General features: G+C 67.7%; 15 protein-coding genes. 11 read left to right on the top strand and 4 right to left on the bottom strand.

The window, feature by feature from the left end; all coding sequences use genetic code 11:
* The first annotated feature begins 78 nt into the window (after positions 1-78).
* Both mraY and murD read left to right on the top strand, forming a co-directional pair.
* The gene (mraY, locus tag AC1DVA_RS02765) at positions 79-1,161 is read left to right on the top strand and encodes a phospho-N-acetylmuramoyl-pentapeptide-transferase (RefSeq protein WP_265054178.1); all 1,083 of its coding nucleotides are present in this window, start codon (positions 79-81) and stop codon (positions 1,159-1,161) included.
* Positions 1,162-1,349: 188 nt separating this feature from the next.
* On the top strand, positions 1,350-2,798 hold the full coding sequence (murD, locus tag AC1DVA_RS02760; protein ID WP_476804887.1) for a UDP-N-acetylmuramoyl-L-alanine--D-glutamate ligase: 1,449 nt from the start codon (positions 1,350-1,352) through the stop codon (positions 2,796-2,798).
* A 149-nt stretch (positions 2,799-2,947) separates the two neighbouring features.
* Here murD and AC1DVA_RS02755 read toward each other — a convergent pair whose 3' ends face one another.
* Genes AC1DVA_RS02755 through AC1DVA_RS02745 form a run of 3 tightly spaced genes read right to left on the bottom strand, consistent with a single transcriptional unit; the run spans position 2,948 to position 6,219 of the window.
* Positions 2,948-3,577 carry an Isoquinoline 1-oxidoreductase subunit gene (locus AC1DVA_RS02755; protein ID WP_265054176.1) on the bottom strand — a complete coding sequence of 210 codons (630 nt, stop codon included), beginning with the start codon at positions 3,575-3,577 and terminating at the stop codon, positions 2,948-2,950.
* Entirely contained in the window at positions 3,577-5,757 is a 2,181-nt protein-coding gene (locus AC1DVA_RS02750; protein WP_265054175.1) for a xanthine dehydrogenase family protein molybdopterin-binding subunit, read from the bottom strand. The genes AC1DVA_RS02755 and AC1DVA_RS02750 overlap by 1 nt, the downstream gene beginning before the upstream one ends.
* A gap of 3 nt (positions 5,758-5,760) precedes the next feature.
* Positions 5,761-6,219, bottom strand: a complete 459-nt coding sequence (locus tag AC1DVA_RS02745; protein ID WP_265054174.1) for a (2Fe-2S)-binding protein — start codon at positions 6,217-6,219, stop codon at positions 5,761-5,763.
* Between the two features lie 202 nt (positions 6,220-6,421).
* On the opposite strand from AC1DVA_RS02745, the gene AC1DVA_RS02740 reads away from it, so the two are divergent.
* From AC1DVA_RS02740 to murB, 5 genes are all read left to right on the top strand, one after another.
* On the top strand, positions 6,422-7,045 hold the full coding sequence (locus AC1DVA_RS02740) for a TetR/AcrR family transcriptional regulator (RefSeq protein WP_265054173.1): 624 nt from the start codon (positions 6,422-6,424) through the stop codon (positions 7,043-7,045).
* A 350-nt stretch (positions 7,046-7,395) separates the two neighbouring features.
* On the top strand, positions 7,396-8,529 hold the full coding sequence (locus AC1DVA_RS02735; protein WP_265054172.1) for an FtsW/RodA/SpoVE family cell cycle protein: 1,134 nt from the start codon (positions 7,396-7,398) through the stop codon (positions 8,527-8,529).
* 3 nt (positions 8,530-8,532) lie between these two features.
* Entirely contained in the window at positions 8,533-9,636 is a 1,104-nt protein-coding gene (gene murG / locus AC1DVA_RS02730; protein ID WP_476804886.1) for an undecaprenyldiphospho-muramoylpentapeptide beta-N-acetylglucosaminyltransferase, read from the top strand.
* Positions 9,637-9,651: 15 nt separating this feature from the next.
* Positions 9,652-11,055 carry a UDP-N-acetylmuramate--L-alanine ligase gene (gene murC, locus AC1DVA_RS02725; RefSeq protein WP_265054170.1) on the top strand — a complete coding sequence of 468 codons (1,404 nt, stop codon included), beginning with the start codon at positions 9,652-9,654 and terminating at the stop codon, positions 11,053-11,055.
* 165 nt (positions 11,056-11,220) lie between these two features.
* Entirely contained in the window at positions 11,221-12,147 is a 927-nt protein-coding gene (gene murB / locus AC1DVA_RS02720; RefSeq protein ID WP_265054169.1) for a UDP-N-acetylmuramate dehydrogenase, read from the top strand.
* Here the strand turns inward: murB and AC1DVA_RS02715 are convergent.
* Entirely contained in the window at positions 12,122-13,012 is an 891-nt protein-coding gene (locus AC1DVA_RS02715; RefSeq protein ID WP_476804885.1) for an EamA family transporter, read from the bottom strand. The genes murB and AC1DVA_RS02715 overlap by 26 nt on opposite strands.
* 117 nt (positions 13,013-13,129) lie before the next feature.
* Here AC1DVA_RS02715 and AC1DVA_RS02710 point away from each other — a divergent pair, with 117 nt between their 5' ends.
* From AC1DVA_RS02710 to ftsA, 4 genes are all read left to right on the top strand, one after another.
* Entirely contained in the window at positions 13,130-13,627 is a 498-nt protein-coding gene (locus tag AC1DVA_RS02710) for a MarR family winged helix-turn-helix transcriptional regulator (protein WP_265054166.1), read from the top strand.
* A gap of 290 nt (positions 13,628-13,917) precedes the next feature.
* Complete coding sequence (locus AC1DVA_RS02705; protein ID WP_476804884.1) at positions 13,918-14,832, top strand: D-alanine--D-alanine ligase; 915 nt, start codon at positions 13,918-13,920, stop codon at positions 14,830-14,832.
* Positions 14,833-14,876: 44 nt separating this feature from the next.
* Entirely contained in the window at positions 14,877-15,800 is a 924-nt protein-coding gene (locus tag AC1DVA_RS02700; RefSeq protein ID WP_476804883.1) for a cell division protein FtsQ/DivIB, read from the top strand.
* Entirely contained in the window at positions 15,797-17,128 is a 1,332-nt protein-coding gene (gene ftsA, locus AC1DVA_RS02695; protein ID WP_265054163.1) for a cell division protein FtsA, read from the top strand. Before AC1DVA_RS02700 ends, ftsA begins: the two co-directional genes overlap by 4 nt.
* Positions 17,129-17,195: the final 67 nt, after the last annotated feature.

The raw sequence follows: 17,195 nt of genomic DNA, 5'->3' as shown, positions 1-17,195 counted from the left end.
TCTTTTGGAATCGATCACGTTTTGTGATTTGGGATCGAAACGATCCAAAATCATCGTGATATAAGAGAATCAATCAGCATGCTCGTCTGGCTCGCCGACTTCTCCGGCACCTTCCCGATCCTGAACGTCTTCCGCTACATCACCTTCCGGGCTGGTGGGGCTACAGCGACGGCGCTGCTCTTCGTCTTCTTCTTCGGCCCGGCGGCGATCTCCTGGCTCAGGATCAAGCAGGGCAAGGGGCAGCCGATCCGCACCGACGGCCCCGAATCGCACCTCGCCAAGCGCGGCACGCCGACCATGGGCGGGCTGATGATCCTGGGCGGGCTCTTCGCCGCGACGCTGCTCTGGGGCAATCTGCGCAACCCCTATGTCTGGATCGTGCTCGGCGTGACGTTCTGCTACGGCGCGATCGGCTTCTATGACGACTATCTCAAGGTGACCAAGCAGTCGCATAAGGGCTTCTCGGGCAAGGCGCGCATCGCCATCGAAGTCGTGGTCGCGCTGATCGCCTGCTACCTCGTGATGCAGACGCAGCCGCCGGCGATCTCGTCGGGCTTTGCCATGCCGTTCCTCAAGGACGCGATCATCCCGCTCGGCATCCTGTTCCCGCTGGTGACGGCCTTCGTCGTGGTCGGCGCCGGCAATTCAGTGAACCTGACCGACGGGCTCGACGGCCTCGCCATCGTGCCGGTGATGATCGCGGCAGGCACCTTCGGCTTCATCTCCTATCTCGTCGGCAACGCGATCTTCGCCAACTACCTGCAGATCAACCATGTGCCGGGCTCGGGCGAGCTCGCGGTGATCTGCGGCGCGGTGATCGGCGCCGGCCTCGGCTTCCTCTGGTTCAACGCGCCGCCGGCCCAGATCTTCATGGGCGACACCGGCTCGCTTGGCCTTGGCGGCCTGCTCGGCACCATCGCGGTCGCGACCAAGCACGAGATCGTGCTGGCGATCGTCGGCGGCCTGTTCGTGGTAGAAGCGCTCTCGGTCATCATCCAGGTCGCCGTGTTCAAGCGCACCGGCAAGCGCGTCTTCCTGATGGCGCCGATCCATCACCATTTCGAGAAACTGGGCTGGACCGAGCCGCAGGTCGTGATCCGCTTCTGGATCATCTCGGTGGTGCTGGCGCTGGTCGGCCTCTCCACGCTCAAGCTGCGCTGAGCGATGTCTGTGGCTACCGGTACCACCGCGTCATTCCGGGGCGCGCCGCAGGCCCGAGCCCGGAACCCAGACCCGATGTTCTTGATCGAGAGGGCGATCGTGTTCCGCTGTCTTTTCGAAACACCGCATCGGTTCTGGGTTCCGGGCTCAAGCGCTCCGCGCTTGCCCCGGAATGACGGAGGTACTCGATGACACCGGTTACGGTCTTCGCCGGGCGCAAGGTCGCCCTGTTCGGCCTCGGCGGCTCGGGGCTCGCCACGGCGCGCGCGCTCAAGGCCGGCGGCGCGGATGTCGCGGCCTGGGACGACAACGAGACGAGCCGCGACAAGGCGGCGGCCGAGGGCATCGCCGTCGTCGATCTCGCCAGCGCCGACTGGTCGGGCTTTGCCGCCTTCGTGCTCTCGCCGGGCGTGCCGCTGACGCATCCGGAGCCGCACTGGACCGTGGCGAAGGCGAAGGCTGTGGGCGCCGCGATCATCGGCGATGTCGAATTGTTCTTTCTGGAGCGGGCCAGGATCGCGCCGGGCTCTCCGACCGTCTGCATCACCGGCACCAACGGCAAGTCGACGACGACGGCGCTGATCGCGCATGTGCTGAAGCAGGCCGGGCGCGACGTGCAGATGGGCGGCAATATCGGCACTGCGGTGCTGGCGCTGGAGCCGCCCGCGGCCGGGCGCGTCCATGTCATTGAATGCTCAAGCTACCAGATCGACCTCGCGCCATCGCTTAAGCCCACGGTCGGCATTCAGATGAACCTGACGCCAGATCATCTCGACCGGCACGGCTCGCTGGAGAACTACGCGGCAATCAAGGAGCGGCTGGTTGCTGCCGCCGATATCGCCGTCGTCGGCGTCGACGATGAGGCCTCGAAGCAGATGGCGCGGCGCCGCGCCGCCGGAGGCCGCCCGCTCGTCAAGATCAGCGGCGAGCAGCCGCTCGACGAAGGCGTCTTCGCCGGCGTCACCGCCAATCACGGCCGGCTCGATACCCGCATCGTCGAGGTCAAGGACGGCAAGCCCAAGGTCGTCGCCAATCTCGCCGGCATCGGTTCCTTGCGCGGTTCGCACAACGCACAGAACGCGGCGGCGGCCTTCGCCGCCTGCTCGGCAGTAGGCTTGAGCGCCGAGGAGATCGAGGCCGGCTTCAAGAGCTATCCGGGTCTCGCGCATCGCATGGAGGAGCTCGGCCGGATCGGCCGCGTCGTCTTCATCAACGACTCCAAGGCGACCAATGCGGATTCCACGGAAAAGGCGCTGACCTCCTTCCGCGACATCTTCTGGATCCTCGGCGGCAAGGCCAAGGATGGCGGCATCGAGTCCCTGCGCCGCTATTTCCCGAATATCGCCAGGGCCTATCTGATCGGGGCCGCGAGCGATCTCTTCGCCGCGACCTTCGACGAGGATGGGCGTGTCACCTATGAGCGCAGCGTCACTCTCGACCAGGCGGTGGCTGACGCGACGCGCGATGCGCTCGCCAAGCCGGGCGAGGGCGAGATCGCGGTGCTGCTCTCGCCGGCCTGCGCCTCCTTCGACCAGTTCCCGAATTTCGAGGTGCGCGGCGACACGTTCCGCAAGCTTGTCGCAGCGCTGCCGGGTTTCGAGCCCTTCGGGGCACCCGGAAAATCTACCGCTCCGTAGAGCCTGCTGATGTGAGCCGGAAAAGCGTGCTCATCCCGGGCTTGACCCGGGATCCATGCCGGAACTGTTCAGGCATGGATCCCGGATCTCCGCTTCGCTGCGTCCGGGACGACGGCACGGACGTTCAAATCCGGCTGGGCTGATCGGCGTCAGGACGCCGGGCAGGCGGAGCCGCTGTCGGCCCAGGCCTGCATCAGCGCGCCGAACTCGGCCGGGGTGCCCGGAGCCGGTTCGCGGCCCTTGCCGGGCTTCCAGCCCCAGAGCACGAGGCTGTCGGTGGTGACGTGCTTGACCAGGGCAGCGAGGTCGCGGCTGCCGTTGCGGTTCTGGTCCTTCAACTGCTCGCAGATCTGGGCGAGGCTCTTGCCTTCCCAGGCCATGGAGGCCGGTGCCAGCGCCCAATGCTCGTTGCCGGGGATGCGGGCGGGATCGAAGTTCTCCTTGCCGTGGCAGGTCGCGCAATGCAGGCCGGCCGCGCCGTGCCCGTCCTTGCCGCGCACGACGAGGGGCTCGTGCAGCTTGCGCAGATCGCCCTGGCGCGGCCGCTCCGTCGCCGGATGGCAGTTCATGCAACGCGGATGCGTGAGCACCTTGCCCATCTCGTTGAAGACCGCGACCGAGCGGTCGCGCTGATTGGCGATGGACGAGAAGCTCGATGCCGGCCTCAAGGTCGCGCCGCCGGGTTGAGCCTGCCCGGCGTTCTGCGCCAGCGTCAGCGCGCTGCCGGTGACGCAGACCGCAAGCGCGGCGGCGGCAGCGAGGATGAGATTCCTGCTCATCAGACGGTTCCTCCCTGCATCGGCAACTGGCGCGGCCGGCCATGGCCGAGCGCGGCGAGCGCATTGGCGACCGCAGGGCCGATCGGCGGCACGCCGGGCTCGCCGACCCCGCTCGGTTTCTCGGTGGAGGCGATGATCTTCACCTCGACCTCGGGCATCTCGTGGATGCGCAGGGAGCGGTATTCGTGGAAGTTGGTCTGCACCGGCCGGCCCTGGTCGAGCGTTATCTCGCCGTAGAGCGCATGGCCGAGGCCGAAGCCAATGCCGCCTTCCATCTGGGCGCGGATGATGTCGGGGTTGACGGCGACGCCGCAATCCACTGCGCACCAGACCTTGTGCACCTTCGGCTCGCCCTCAGGGCCGATCGAGACCTCGGCGACCTGGGCGACGAAGGAATCGAAGCTCTCGACCACGGCGATGCCGCGCGCGCGGCCATCGAACGGGCCTGCGCCCTTCCAGTTCGCCAGCTCGCCGACCGCCTTCAGGACGCCGGCAGCGCGCGGATGCCTGTCGCCCATCAGGGCGAGCCGGCCCTGCAGCGGGTCCTGCCCCGCCGCCTGCAGCAACTCGTCGATGAAGCATTCGACGGCATAGCCGGTATGGGTGTGGCCGACCGAGCGCCACCACAGCGTGGGCACGCCGACCTTGGGATTGTGCACCTCGCAGTGGAAGTCCGGCACCTCGTAGAAGATCTCGTTGGCGCCCTCGACGGAGGTCGCGTCGATGCCGTTCTTGACGGTCATCGCCTCGAAGGGCGTGCCCAGGAAGAAGGACTGGCCGACCAGCGTGTTCGCCCAGGCCATGACCTTGCCGTCCTTCACCGCCCCTCTGAGACGATGCACGAAGAGCGGCCGGTAGTAGCCGCCTGTGAGGTCGTCCTCGCGGGTCCAGACGATTTTGACCGGGCGGTTCGGGCCGATCGCCTTGGCCACCATGGCGAGCTCGGCGGCGAGATGCTGGCTGACCTGCGCGCGCCGGCCGAAGCTGCCGCCGGCGAGCATGGTCTCGAGGCTCACCTTCTCGGGCGGAAGGCCGAGGATGGTCGCGATGGTCTGGTGTTCGGTGGTCTGGAACTGGCTGCCGAAGCGGGCGAGCGCCCGCTCGCCGTCCCATTCGAGATAGCCGTCGAGCGGCTCCATCGGCGCATGCGCCAGATAGGGGAAGACGAACTCGGCCTCGATCACGCGGTCGGCCTTGGCGAGCGCTGCCTCGGCATCGCCGTGGCTGCCGGCGATGGTGCCGGGTTGCCGAGCGAGCTTGCGGTATTCAGCGATCAGCTCGGCGCTGCCGCGCTTCTCGGCCGCACTGTCGTCCCAGGTGACCTGGAGGACCTCGCGGCCCTTCAGCGCCGGCCACATGCCGTCGGCATAGACCGCGACGCCCGAGCCGATCTGCTTGACGTCGACCACGCCCTTGATCTTGAGCGCCTCCGAGGCGTCGAAGCTCGCGACCTTGCCGCCGAAGCGCGGCGAGCGGGCCACGACGACCGTCAGCATGCCGGGTGCGTGGATGTCGATGGTGAACTGCGCTTTGCCCCGCGCCTTGTCGGCGCTGTCGAGGCGCTTCACCGCGCCTTCCTTGCCGATCAGCTTGTAGGCCGAGGCCGGCTTCAGCGGCGGGTTCTCCGGCACGGGCAGCTTCGCGGCGGCTTCCGCGAACTCGCCGAAAGAGCCCTTCTTGCCGGAGGCATGGGCGATGACGCCGTCGGAGACGGTGATCTCGCCAGCCGGGACCTTCCAGGCATCGGCTGCTGCCTGAACGAGCATGGAACGCGCCGCGGCGCCCGCCTTGCGCATCTGCTCCCAGCTGTTGGCGATGGCAGTCGAGCCGCCGGTGCCCTGCACGCCGAAGAGGAGATTGGCGTAGAGCTTGACGTCGGCCGGGGAATGCTCGGCCCGCATCTGGCTCCAGGCCGCGTCCATCTCCTCGGCGGCGAGAGTGGCGAGGCCGGTGAACGGCCCCTGGCCGAACTCGATGTGCTTGACGAGCACGGTCACGGTCGAGTCGGGCGCGACGCGAATGAAGGCATTGGGCGCGAAGGTGGCGTTGCCGCCCGGCCGGTAGGCCGCGCCGGCTCCGGATTGGGCCTTGGCGCCACGCGGCAGGTGCAGGCCAATGACGAGGGCGCCAGCGCCCGACAGCAGCGCGCGGCGGGAGAGCTTGGGATCATGCGCGGCCATGGCTCAGATCTCCAGCGCGCGGGCGGCGTCATGGATTGCGGCGCGGATGCGGACGTAAGTGGCGCAGCGGCAGATATTGCCGTTCATCGCGAGGTCGATGTCGCGATCGCTCGGCTTGCGGTTTTCCTTGAGCAGGGCGATGGCGCTCATCACCTGGCCGGACTGGCAGTAGCCGCATTGCGGCACGTCGCGTGCGGTCCAGGCGGCCTGGACGGCATCGGCCTCCTTGCCGGCGAGACCTTCGATGGTCGTGATCTCGCTGGTGCCGACCGCCGAGACCGGCGTCACGCATGAGCGCAGCGGCTGCCCGTCGATGAAGACGGTGCAGGCGCCGCATTGGGCGACGCCGCAGCCGAATTTGGTGCCGGTGAGGCCGAGATTGTCGCGGATCGCCCAAAGCAGGGGCGTTTCGTCGTCGATGTCGACGCTATGCGTCGTCCCGTTGACCTTGAGAGAGACCATGGCTGCCTCCGATGCTGGCAAGACGCAGCGCGGCACCATGGTGCGGATCGAGGGCTCGCCCTCGATGGCCCGATCTGACATATCAGATGGCGGGCGATGAATCCGTAGCCCTGGGTCGCGCGACTGGACTAATTAGACGTTTTGAGTCTAATTAGGATGGTCGCGCGCAGTTTGGATTTTGTCAAGACTACCGACGCTGCAAATGCCGGACGAAAGCGAAAGTTCCAGCCCTCTCCCTGTCGACGAGGCGAATGCCCGCGTCGACCAGATCGCCGATGCGGCGCTGCGGCTGTTCGCCCGCTATGGCTACAAGCGCAGCTCGATGGACGACATCGCCAAAGAGGCAGGTCTCGCCAAGGCGACGCTCTACCTCCACTTCAAGGGCAAGGACGACGTCTTCCGGGCGATGCTGGACTTGCTGGCGCGCCGCGTCGAGGCACGTTGCCGTGAGGTGATCGAGAGGAGGGGGCCGTTCCCGGAACGCCTCGCCGCGCTGCTCCAGGCTCATCACGGGCAGGCCTATGCGAGCTTCGGCACCGGCGAGCATCTCGTCGAGCTGAAGGCGGTGATGAACGCCATCGCGACGCGGGAGTTGCAGGCGTTCGAGCAGATCTTCGCCAGCTTCGCGCGCCAGCTGCTTCGGGAAGCGGAAGCCCAGGGCGAGATCGCCCTGAACCGTGGCTCCATCACCATCGAGGACTGGATCGCTGGGCTGATGTTCGCCGCTGCCGGCGCCAAGACGGGCGAGCCGCCGGGTGCCCAGGCCTATGCCGAGCGGCTAGCCGGCATCGCCCGCGTCTTCGCGGCCGCGGTGACGACGGGATAGGCTTCCCGGCTCTGCATGCAACCAAGCGGTCATTCCGGGGCTTCAAGCGAAGAGTCCGGAACCCAGAGCCGACGCATGCGACGAAAGAGCTGGCCAACTTGAGCGCCTTCCCGACGAGCGATATCGGTTCTGGGTTCCGGGCTCAGGCCTTCGGCCCGCCCCGGAATGACGGTGTGGCTCCGTCCTAAAACAGCGGGCTTCGGAGTGCCGTCCGGCAAGCCGGTCGTTCGCCGTGTGCAAGTCCGGCAAACCGCGGCATCGGAATCAATCGGTTAACCATTCATTGACAGAGTGATTCGTCACGCAAGGCGTGGCTTCGGCCGCGCAGAATTTGTCGATGGGATGCCGTCATGGTCTCGCGCGCGGAACCTTCTCTCAGTGGCCGCTGGTGGTGGTCGATCGATCGCCTGATCCTGACCGCGCTCGTCGCGCTGATGGTCTCGGGCGTGGTGCTGCTGATGGCCGGCGGGCCGCCGGTGGCCGAGCGGCTCGGGCTCTCGACCTTCCATTTCGTCAACCGGCAGGCGGCCTATCTCGCGGTCGCGCTGGCGATCTTCCTCGGCGTCTCGCTGATGACGCCACGCCAGGTGCGTCGCGCGGCGCTGCTGATCTATGTCGTCTCGCTCGCGATGGTGGTGGCGACGCTCTATTTCGGCGTCGAGGTGAAGGGCGCCAAGCGCTGGCTGACGCTCGGCCCGCTAGGCTCGGTCCAGCCTTCCGAATTCCTGAAGCCGGCCTTTGTCGTGCTGGCCGCCTGGGCCTTCGCCGAGGGCACGCGCCGGCCGGACCTGCCGGGCACGATCATGGCCCTGCTGCTGCTGCCGGTCACGATCGTGCCACTCGTGCTGCAACCCGATTTCGGCCAGACCATGCTGGTCAGCCTCGTCTGGTGCGGGCTGTTCTTCGTCGCCGGCCTGCATTGGTTCTGGGTGATCGGGCTCGGCGGCATCGGCGCCACCGGCATCCTCGTCGCCTATGAGCTGGTGCCGCACGTCCGCGCCCGCATCGAGCGCTTCATGGACAAGGGCTCGGGCGACACCTTCCAGGTCGACACGGCGCTGGAGAGCTTCGCGCAGGGCGGCTGGCTGGGGAAGGGACCGGGCGAGGGCACGGTCAAGCGCATCCTGCCGGACGCGCATACCGACTTCATCTTCGCCGTCACGGCCGAGGAATTCGGCATCCTCGTCTGCATGCTGCTCGTCGCGCTGTTCGCGGCCATCGTGATCCGGTCGCTCTTCGTGGCGCAGAAGGCGGAGGACCCGTTCATCCGCCTCGCCGTGACGGGGCTCGCTTTGCTCTTCGGCATCCAGGCGGCAATCAACATGATGGTCAACCTGCACATGATGCCGGCCAAGGGCATGACGCTACCGTTCATCTCCTATGGCGGCTCGTCGCTGCTCTCGCTCGCGATCGGCACCGGCTTCCTGCTGGCGCTGACCCGGCGCAGGCCGCGCTCGGTCGATTTCGGCTCCTACGGACGTTGAACGATGGCAGCGGGCAAGCTCGTCATGCTGGCCGCCGGCGGGACCGGCGGCCATCTTTTCCCGGCCGAGGCGCTGAGCCACGCGCTCCATGCCAAGGGCATGCGCGTCGTGCTGATGACCGATACGCGCGCCGCCGAGTTCGCCGGCACCTTCCCGGCCGAAGCGGTGCATGCCGTGCCGGCGGCGACACCGTCCGGCCGCTCGCTCTTCCAGAAGGCCGCGGCGCTGTTCCGCATCGCCAAGGGCACCTTCGCGGCGCGTCGGATCATCGCGCAGGTCAAGCCCGCCGTCGTCGTCGGCTTCGGCGGCTACCCGACCGTGCCGCCGGTGCTCGGCGCCTCGCTTGCCGGGGTCCGCACCCTCATCCATGAGCAGAACGCCGTGATCGGCCGCGCCAACCGCTTCCTCGCCGGCCGTGCCGACGTGATCGCGACGGGCTTCGCCAAGGTGGGTGGTCTCACCGAGGCCCAGCAGGCGAAATGCCGCCATGTCGGCAACCCCGTCCGCCCGGCCGTGATCGAGGCTGCCGGACGTGACTATGACTGGCCGGGCGAGGGCAGGATCCAGCTTCTGGTCTTCGGCGGCAGCCAGGGCGCACGCATCATGGCGGACATCGTGCCGCCGGCGATCCAGCTCCTGACCGATGCGGAGCGAGCGCGGCTGGCGATCGTCCAGCAGGCGCGGGCAGAGGATGACGAACGAGTGCGCGGCATCTACGAGAAGCTCGGCGTGAAGGCGACGATCGCGCCCTTCTTCAAGGACCTGCCGGCGCAGATGGCGGCGGCGCAGCTGGTCATCGCACGCTCGGGTGCCTCGACAGTGGCGGAGCTCACCGTGATCGGCAGGCCGGCCATCCTCGTGCCGCTGCCGGGCTCGCTCGATCAGGACCAGGCCGCCAATGCCGGGTTCCTTCAGGATGCCGGTGGCGCCATCCGCATGATGCAGCCGGACTTCACGCCGCGGCACCTCGCCGCCGAGCTCTCGCAGCTCATCGCGCAGCCGGCGCACTTGACGACGATGGCCGCAAACGCGAAGAGCGCCGGCATCCCCGACGCTGCCGACCGCCTGGCCGATCTCGTGATCGCCACGGCCCATTCTTCGAACTGACAGGATTCACGGACCATGAAGCTGCCGCCGAAGCTCGGCTCCATCCATTTCGTCGGCATCGGCGGCATCGGCATGTCCGGCATCGCCGAGGTGCTGCACAATCTCGGCTACAAGGTGCAGGGCTCGGACGCCTCCGACGGCGCCAACGTCAAGCGCCTTGCGGAAAAGGGCATCACCACCTTCGTCGGCCACAAGGCGGAAAACCTCGGCGAGGCCGAGGTCGTCGTGGTCTCGACCGCGATCAAGCGCGACAATCCCGAGCTTGCCGCCGCGCGCGAGCTGCGCCTGCCCGTGGTGCGCCGGGCGGAGATGCTGGCCGAGCTGATGCGCCTGAAGAGCTGCGTCGCCATCGCCGGCACCCATGGCAAGACGACCACGACCTCGCTGGTCGCGACGCTGCTGGAGAAGGGAGGGCTGGACCCGACCGTCATCAACGGCGGCATCATCAACGCCTACGGCACCAATGCCCGCATGGGCGAGAGCGACTGGATGGTGGTCGAGGCCGACGAATCGGACGGCACCTTCCTGAAGCTGCCGGCCGACGTCGCGATCGTCACCAATATCGATCCGGAGCATCTCGACCATTTCGGCACCTTCGACGCGATCAAGGCCGCGTTCCGGTCCTTCGTCGAGAACCTGCCCTTCTACGGCTTCGCGGTGATGTGCATCGACCACCCGACGGTGCAGGGTCTGGTCGGCCAGATCGAGGACCGCCGCGTCGTCACCTATGGCGAGAACCCGCAGGCCGATTTCCGCCTGATCGACATCGATCTCTCGGGCGGGCAGGCAAAGTTCACGCTTCTTATCCGCGACCGCAAATCGGGCCGCGACGAGGTGATCCGCGATCTCGTCATGCCGATGCCCGGCCATCACAACGCGCTCAACGCCACGGCCGCTATCGCAGTCGCCTACGATCTCGGCATTCCCGTGCCTGTTATCCGCGAGGCGCTGGCCGGCTTCGGCGGCGTCAAGCGCCGCTTCACCAAGACCGGCGAGTGGAACGGCGCGCTGATCTTCGACGATTACGGCCATCACCCCGTGGAGATCGCCGCCGTGCTCAAGGCCGCGCGCGCCTCGACCAAGGGCAAGGTCATCGCCATCGTGCAGCCGCATCGCTACACCCGGCTCTCCAGCCTGTTCGACGATTTCGCGGCCTGCTTCAACGACGCCGACACGGTGATCGTGGCCGACACCTATGCGGCCGGCGAGGCGCCGATCCCGGGCGCCGACCGCGATTCGCTGGTGGCGGGCATCAAGGCGCGCGGCCATCGCCACACGCTGCCGCTGGAAGGGCCCGAGAAGCTCGCCGGCATCGTGGCGGAGCTGGCGGGGCCGGGCGACTACGTCGTCTGCCTCGGCGCCGGCAACATCACGCAATGGGCCTATGCGCTGCCGGGGGAACTCAAGGCACTGGCGTGAATGTGCGCCGCACTCTCCGCCGTCATTCTCGGGCGCAGCGAAGCGTAGACCCGAGAATCTCAGGTAGGAAAAGGCAACGGAAACTCCTTCGGCAAGAGATGCTCGGGTCAAGCCCGAGCATGACGACCTGTTCCGTCCCGGATCATCATGCTCTAAAGCGACGCCATGCCCTTTGCAGACCTCACCTCCGACATCCGCGCCTCGGCTCCCGATCTGCGGGGGCGGCTCCTTGCGAACCAGGACCTTTCCGGTCTGACGTGGTTCCGCGTCGGCGGTGCCGCGCAGATCCTGTTCACGCCGGCCGATGACGAGGACCTGGCCTATCTGCTCTCGAAGCTGCCGGAGGACATTCCGGTCACCGTGGTCGGGCTCGGCTCCAACCTGATCGTGCGCGACGGCGGCATTCCCGGCGTCGTGGTCCGGCTCGGCGGCAAGGGCTTCGGCGAGATCGCGATCGAGTCCGGCGATCGGCTGCGGGCCGGCACGGCAGTGCCGGACGTCAAGGTGGCGCGGGCGGCGGTCGATGCCTCGCTCGATGGGCTTGCCTTCTATCGCGGCATCCCCGGCTCGATCGGCGGGGCGCTGCGCATGAACGCCGGTGCCCATGGCGGCGAGACGACCGATGTGCTGGTCGAGGCGCGTGGCGTCACCCGCAAGGGCGAGATCGTAACGCTGAGCCACGCGCAGATGGGCTTCACCTATCGCAACAGCGCTGAGGCGACCCGCGAGATCATCTTCACCTCGGCGCTCTTCCAGGGGCGGCCGGGCGACAAGGCGGCGATCCAGGCCGAGATGGACCGGGTGACGCAGGCGCGCGAGGCGGCCCAGCCGATCAAGGAGCGCACGGGAGGCTCGACCTTCAAGAATCCCGATGGCGGCAAGGCCTGGAAGCTGATCGATGCTGCCGGCTGCCGTGGCCTGCGCGTCGGCGGGGCGCAGGTCTCGGAGATGCACTGCAACTTCCTGATCAACACCGGCGGCGCGACGGCGGCCGATGTCGAGGGGCTGGGCGAAGAAGTGCGCCGCCGGGTCAAGGACAACTCCGGCTTCGAGCTGCACTGGGAGATCAAGCGGCTCGGGGTTGCGGCGTAATCGTCGCCATCGCGGCGGCCCGGCGCGAGAGTAGCATGCCGGCGATCGTCGAACTCAGGATGATCGCGATGCCGAGGAGCTGGAGCCCGCCAAGCCATTGGCCGAGCAGGACGGCGCCGAGGATGGTCGCGACCGTTGGGCTGAGCAGCCCGAGAAAGGCGACGCTGGCGCCGAGCGTGGTGATGCCCCGGACCCAGAGCCAGTAGGCGAGGGCGGTGCCGATCAGGACGAGATAGCCCAGGCCGAGGCCGTTCAGGGCGGTCGGCATCGGCGGCGGCCCTTCCACCAGCAGCGCCACCGGCAGCAGGATCAGCCCGCCCAGCGTGAGTTGCCAGGCCGCCAGAGCGAGCGGCGAGCCCATCTTGCCCCAGCGTTCGATCAGCACGGTGCCGGTCGCCATCGAGGCGGCGCTGGCGAGGCCGGCGATCAGGCCGACGGCATCGGGCCGGGCATGCGGATCGAGCACCAGCAGGGCCACGCCGACGAGGCCAGCGAGCGCGGCGACGATCTGGCCCCGGCCGGGGCGCCGGCCGAGCAGCGGCCAGGCCAGCAGTCCGACGATCAGCGGCTGGATCGAGCCGACCGTGGCGGCAAGCCCGCCCGGCAGGCGCGCGGCACTGACGAAGAGCAGCGCGAAGAACAGCCCGATATTGGCGAGCCCGAGTGCCGCGAGCGGCAGGAGCTTGTCGCGCGGCGGCAGTCCCGGCCCAAGCGCCATCAGCAGAAGGCCGGCCGGCAAGGCGCGGAGAGCTCCGACCAGCAGCGGGTGATCCACGGGCAGCGTCTGGGTGAAGACGATGTAGGTGGAACCCCAGAGGCAGGGCACGAGGATCGTGGTCAGCAGCGTTCTGTTCAGGCTCGGCATGGCGGCCTCCGATGCGCGTGGAGCTTGGCTCCCGACAGCGCCGATGCTAGTTTGATTTGATGTAAGATAATTCGATATCAAATTATCTGATATGAAATTACTTGGCAAGGAGCGGGGATGAGCGAGGAGCGGCCCGGTGGTCAGGGCGGGGCAATGGATTCGATCCTGACGCAGTGGCGGCGGGAGCGTCCCGACCTCGACACCAGCGTTATGGCGGTCTGCGGCGATCTCTGGCGCGCGGCCGACCGGGTGCGCGACGGCGTTTCCGCCAATCTCGTGGCCGACGAGCTCGATCTCGCCGGTTTCGACGTGCTGCTGACTCTGCGGCGGCAGGGCAAGGGGCGGGCGCTCTCACCGTCCGAACTCGCGCAGGACATGATGATCTCGACCTCGGCGATGACGAATCGGCTGGACCGCCTGCAGAAACGCGGGCTGATCGAGCGGCAGGCCGATCCGGCCGACCGCCGGGCGTTGCGCATCGTGCTGACGGAGGCGGGCTTCGCGCTCGCCGACCGAATCGTCGTCTCGCATGTCGCGACGGAGGAGCGGCTGGTCGGCGCCCTTTCGCCGGAGGAGCGGGCGCAACTGCGACGGCTTCTCGCCAAGATCGGCTAGCGGCTGCTGATTCTCTATGGAATCACGCGGTCATCCCGGGCTTGACCCGGAATCCATGCCGGAGCTTTGCCGATCAAGCTTCAGGCATGGATCCCGGCTCTGCGTTTCGCTCCGGCCGGGATGACCCGGATTTTCGTGAATACACAGAGGCCTTCAGGCCTAGCCGTAATGGCCTTCTCAAGGCCGGAGCGTCGGGCCGTCGTCCCTCGTTAACGCCCGGTTCGTCATGGTTAACGCGCTGTTAACCATTGCGGGCAGAGGTTCGGCCATCGCATCGAGCGGGGACCGGCATGAGCAAACACGTCGCAGTGCTGATGGGCGGATGGTCCGTCGAGCGGGAGGTCAGCCTCAATAGCGGCGCGGCCTGCGCGCGAGCGCTGGAGAGCGTCGGCTACCGCGTCACGCGCGTCGACGTGCAGCGGGACATCGCCGAGGTTCTCGCGCGGCTGAAGCCCGACGTCGCCTTCAACGCGCTGCATGGGCGCTTCGGCGAGGACGGCACGATCCAGGGCGTGCTCGAGATCCTGCGGATTCCCTATACCCATTCCGGCGTGCTGGCCTCGGCGCTCGCGATTCGCAAGGACCGGGCGAAGACGGTGGTGAAGGCGGCCGGCGTGCCCGTCGCCCATGGCGTCAACGTCTCTCGCTTCGCCGCAGCGAAGCAGCATGTGCTGCCGCCGCCCTATGTGCTCAAGCCGATCGACGAGGGTTCCTCTGTCGGCGTAGTGATCGTGAAGCAGGGCCGGGAGCATCCGCCGCAGGAAATCGCCCGGCCGGACTGGCCCTGTGGCGAAATGCTGCTGGCCGAAACCTTTATCGCCGGCCGCGAGCTGACCTGCGCGGTGATGGGCGAGCGCAGCCTCGGTGTGACGGAAATACAAGCCGCAACCGGTGAGTTTTACGACTACGACGCGAAGTACGCGAAAGGTGGCTCGATCCACATCTGTCCGGCTCAAATTTTACCGAAAATTTACCAGCAGATCGAAGAGTGTGCGTTAACGGCGCATCAAGCAATCGGATGCCGGGGCGTCAGCAGATCTGACTTCCGATACCACGACGAGACCGACACGCTCGTCTGGCTGGAGGTCAATACGCAACCCGGAATGACCGAGACCAGCCTGGTGCCCGAACTGGCTGCCCACGCGGGCCTGAACTTCGGTGAGCTCGTCAAATGGATGGTGGAGGACGCCTCCCTCGATCGGTGAATGCGATGACGGCGAAACCCGTTTCAGTGGCAAGACGCGCGCCGGTGGCGAGACCTGTCTCGCGCCTGCCGGTCCAGCATGCCGGCCCGCAGCTGCTCGTCGGCGAGCGGCAGGGCAAGTGGCTGCGCCGCTCGCGCCGCAGCGCCATCGCCGTGCCGCTGGCGCAGCGCCTGCCGAGCAGCCTCGGCACCTGGCTCGCGATCGGCTTCCTCACCCTGAGCCTGGGCACCGGCTTCGTGATGGGCGGCCACTGGCAGACCATGCAGGACAATTACGGCGAGCCGCGCCACATGCTGGCTCGCGCACTCGGCTTCGGCATCGACCGCGTCACCATCTCGGGCCTCTCGGGGCTCTCGGAGCAGGAGGTGCTGGTCGCGGCCGGCATCGATTCGAAGACGTCGCTGGTGTTCTTCGACGCCGACGAGGCTCGCAAGCAGCTCGAAGCCACGCCGCTGATTCGCGAGGCGACGGTGCGCAAGCTCTATCCGGGCGAGGTCTCGATCGCGCTCACCGAGCGCGAGCCCTTCGCGTTGTGGCAGGTCAAAGGGGAGCTTTTCGTGATCGCGGCCGACGGGACGGTGATCGACAAGATGGATGACGGCCGTTTCGCCTATCTGCCGCTGGTCGTCGGCAAGGACGCCAACAACCGGGCGGGCGAGTATCTCGCGCTGCGCAACCAGGCGGGGCCCTTCGCCCAGCATATCCGCGCGGCGACGCTGATCTCCGGCCGCCGCTGGAACCTCAAGCTCGACAACGGAATGGATGTGCGCCTGCCCGAGACCAAGCCGGAAGCCGCCGTCCAGCGCCTCGTCTCGATGGAGAGCGACTACCGCATCCTCGACAAGGATGTGCTGGCCATCGATCTGCGCCAGCCCGACCGCGTGGTGATGCGCCTCTCCGAGGAGGCCGCCGCCGCCCGGGCCGACCTGCTCAAGAGCAAGGGCAAGAAGAAGGGAGGCGAGGCATGAACCACGTCACCTCCCAGGGTCTGACCCCGCGCATGCGTCCGCTGTCGTCGCGCAAGAGCGCGACCTTGTCGATTCTTGACATCGGCACCAGCAAGGTCGTCTGCCTGATCGCCGAGCTCAACCCGGCCGAGGCCAATGAGCGGCTGCGCGGACGCACCCATGTCGCCCGCATCATCGGCATCGGCCACCAGCGTTCGCTCGGCCTGAAGGGCGGGGCGATCATCGATCTCGAAAGCGCCGAGCGTGCGATTCGTGCCGCGGTCGACGCGGCCGAGCGCATGGCCAAGGTCGAGGTGCAGTCGGTCATCGTGAACCTGACCGGCGGGCGCATCGGCTCCCAGCATTATGCGGCGAGCGTCGACCTGCGCTCCGGCTCGGTCGGCGACGGCGACGTCAAGCGCGTGCTCGCCACCGCCGCGACCCATGCGATCCGGCCGGGCAAGGCCGTGCTCCATGCGCTGCCGACCGGTTACGCGCTGGACGGCGTGCCGGGCGTGCTCGATCCGCGCGGGCTGATCGGCGGCAAGCTCTCCGTCGACATGCATGTCGTCGCCAGCGAGGCGGCAGCGGCGCGCAACGTCATGCTGGCGGTCGAGCGCTGCCATCTCGAGGTCGAGGCCGTGGTGGCGACGCCCTACGCCTCCGGCCTTTCGGTTCTCGTCGACGACGAGGCCGAGATGGGCGTGGTCGTCGTCGATCTCGGCGGCGGCACCACCAGCCTCGGCGTCTTCTCCGGCGGGCACATGGTCCATGCCGACGCGATCGCGGTCGGCGGCAACCACATCACCATGGACGTGGCGCGCGGCCTTTCCACCCGCGTCTCGGCGGCCGAGCGGCTGAAGACGCTGCACGGCTCCTGCATCTCCAGCGCCTCCGACGAGCGCGACATGATCGCGGTGCCGCAGGTCGACGACGACGAGCGCGACATGCCGAACCATCTGGCGAAGTCGCATCTGGTGCGGATCATCAAGCCCCGCGTCGAGGAAATCCTCGAGCTGGTGCGCGACCGGCTGACCAATGCCGGCTTCTCGGCCCAGGCCGGGCGGCGCGTCGTGCTGACCGGCGGCGCCTGCCAGCTCACCGGCCTGCCGGAAGTGGCGCGGCGTGTGCTGGGGGGGCAGGTCCGCACCGGACGCCCCCTCGGGATCAAAGGGTTGCCGGAAGCGGGCAAGGGCCCGGCCTTTTCGGCGGCGGTCGGCCTGCTGGTCTATCCGCAGGTCGCCCATGTCGAGCACTTCGAACCGCGCGCCGCCGGTGCGCGCTATTTCGCAACCGGGACGGACGGCTACTTCTCGCGTGTCGGGCAGTGGCTGAAGGACAGTTTCTAGATCATGGCGCGAAAGGGCGGAGACCAGCCTTTCGCGCGCATATCCGGAATTTGAGTGAGTACCGGCG

Source organism: Allobosea sp. P4_C6, assembly GCF_056402015.1.
This window is presented reverse-complemented; position numbering and strand designations above follow the sequence as displayed.

Coding starts and splice junctions, on each gene's coding strand:
- AC1DVA_RS02755 (WP_265054176.1), bottom strand. CDS start 3,577: ATGAGCAGGAATCTCATCCTCGCTGCCGCCGCCGCGCTTGCGGTCTGC.
- ftsA (WP_265054163.1), top strand. CDS start 15,797: ATGAACCACGTCACCTCCCAGGGTCTGACCCCGCGCATGCGTCCGCTG.
- murG (WP_476804886.1), top strand. CDS start 8,533: ATGGCAGCGGGCAAGCTCGTCATGCTGGCCGCCGGCGGGACCGGCGGC.
- murB (WP_265054169.1), top strand. CDS start 11,221: ATGCCCTTTGCAGACCTCACCTCCGACATCCGCGCCTCGGCTCCCGAT.
- AC1DVA_RS02745 (WP_265054174.1), bottom strand. CDS start 6,219: ATGGTCTCTCTCAAGGTCAACGGGACGACGCATAGCGTCGACATCGAC.
- AC1DVA_RS02710 (WP_265054166.1), top strand. CDS start 13,130: ATGAGCGAGGAGCGGCCCGGTGGTCAGGGCGGGGCAATGGATTCGATC.
- AC1DVA_RS02740 (WP_265054173.1), top strand. CDS start 6,422: ATGCCGGACGAAAGCGAAAGTTCCAGCCCTCTCCCTGTCGACGAGGCG.
- AC1DVA_RS02735 (WP_265054172.1), top strand. CDS start 7,396: ATGGTCTCGCGCGCGGAACCTTCTCTCAGTGGCCGCTGGTGGTGGTCG.
- AC1DVA_RS02705 (WP_476804884.1), top strand. CDS start 13,918: ATGAGCAAACACGTCGCAGTGCTGATGGGCGGATGGTCCGTCGAGCGG.
- AC1DVA_RS02750 (WP_265054175.1), bottom strand. CDS start 5,757: ATGGCCGCGCATGATCCCAAGCTCTCCCGCCGCGCGCTGCTGTCGGGC.
- murC (WP_265054170.1), top strand. CDS start 9,652: ATGAAGCTGCCGCCGAAGCTCGGCTCCATCCATTTCGTCGGCATCGGC.
- murD (WP_476804887.1), top strand. CDS start 1,350: ATGACACCGGTTACGGTCTTCGCCGGGCGCAAGGTCGCCCTGTTCGGC.
- AC1DVA_RS02715 (WP_476804885.1), bottom strand. CDS start 13,012: ATGCCGAGCCTGAACAGAACGCTGCTGACCACGATCCTCGTGCCCTGC.
- mraY (WP_265054178.1), top strand. CDS start 79: ATGCTCGTCTGGCTCGCCGACTTCTCCGGCACCTTCCCGATCCTGAAC.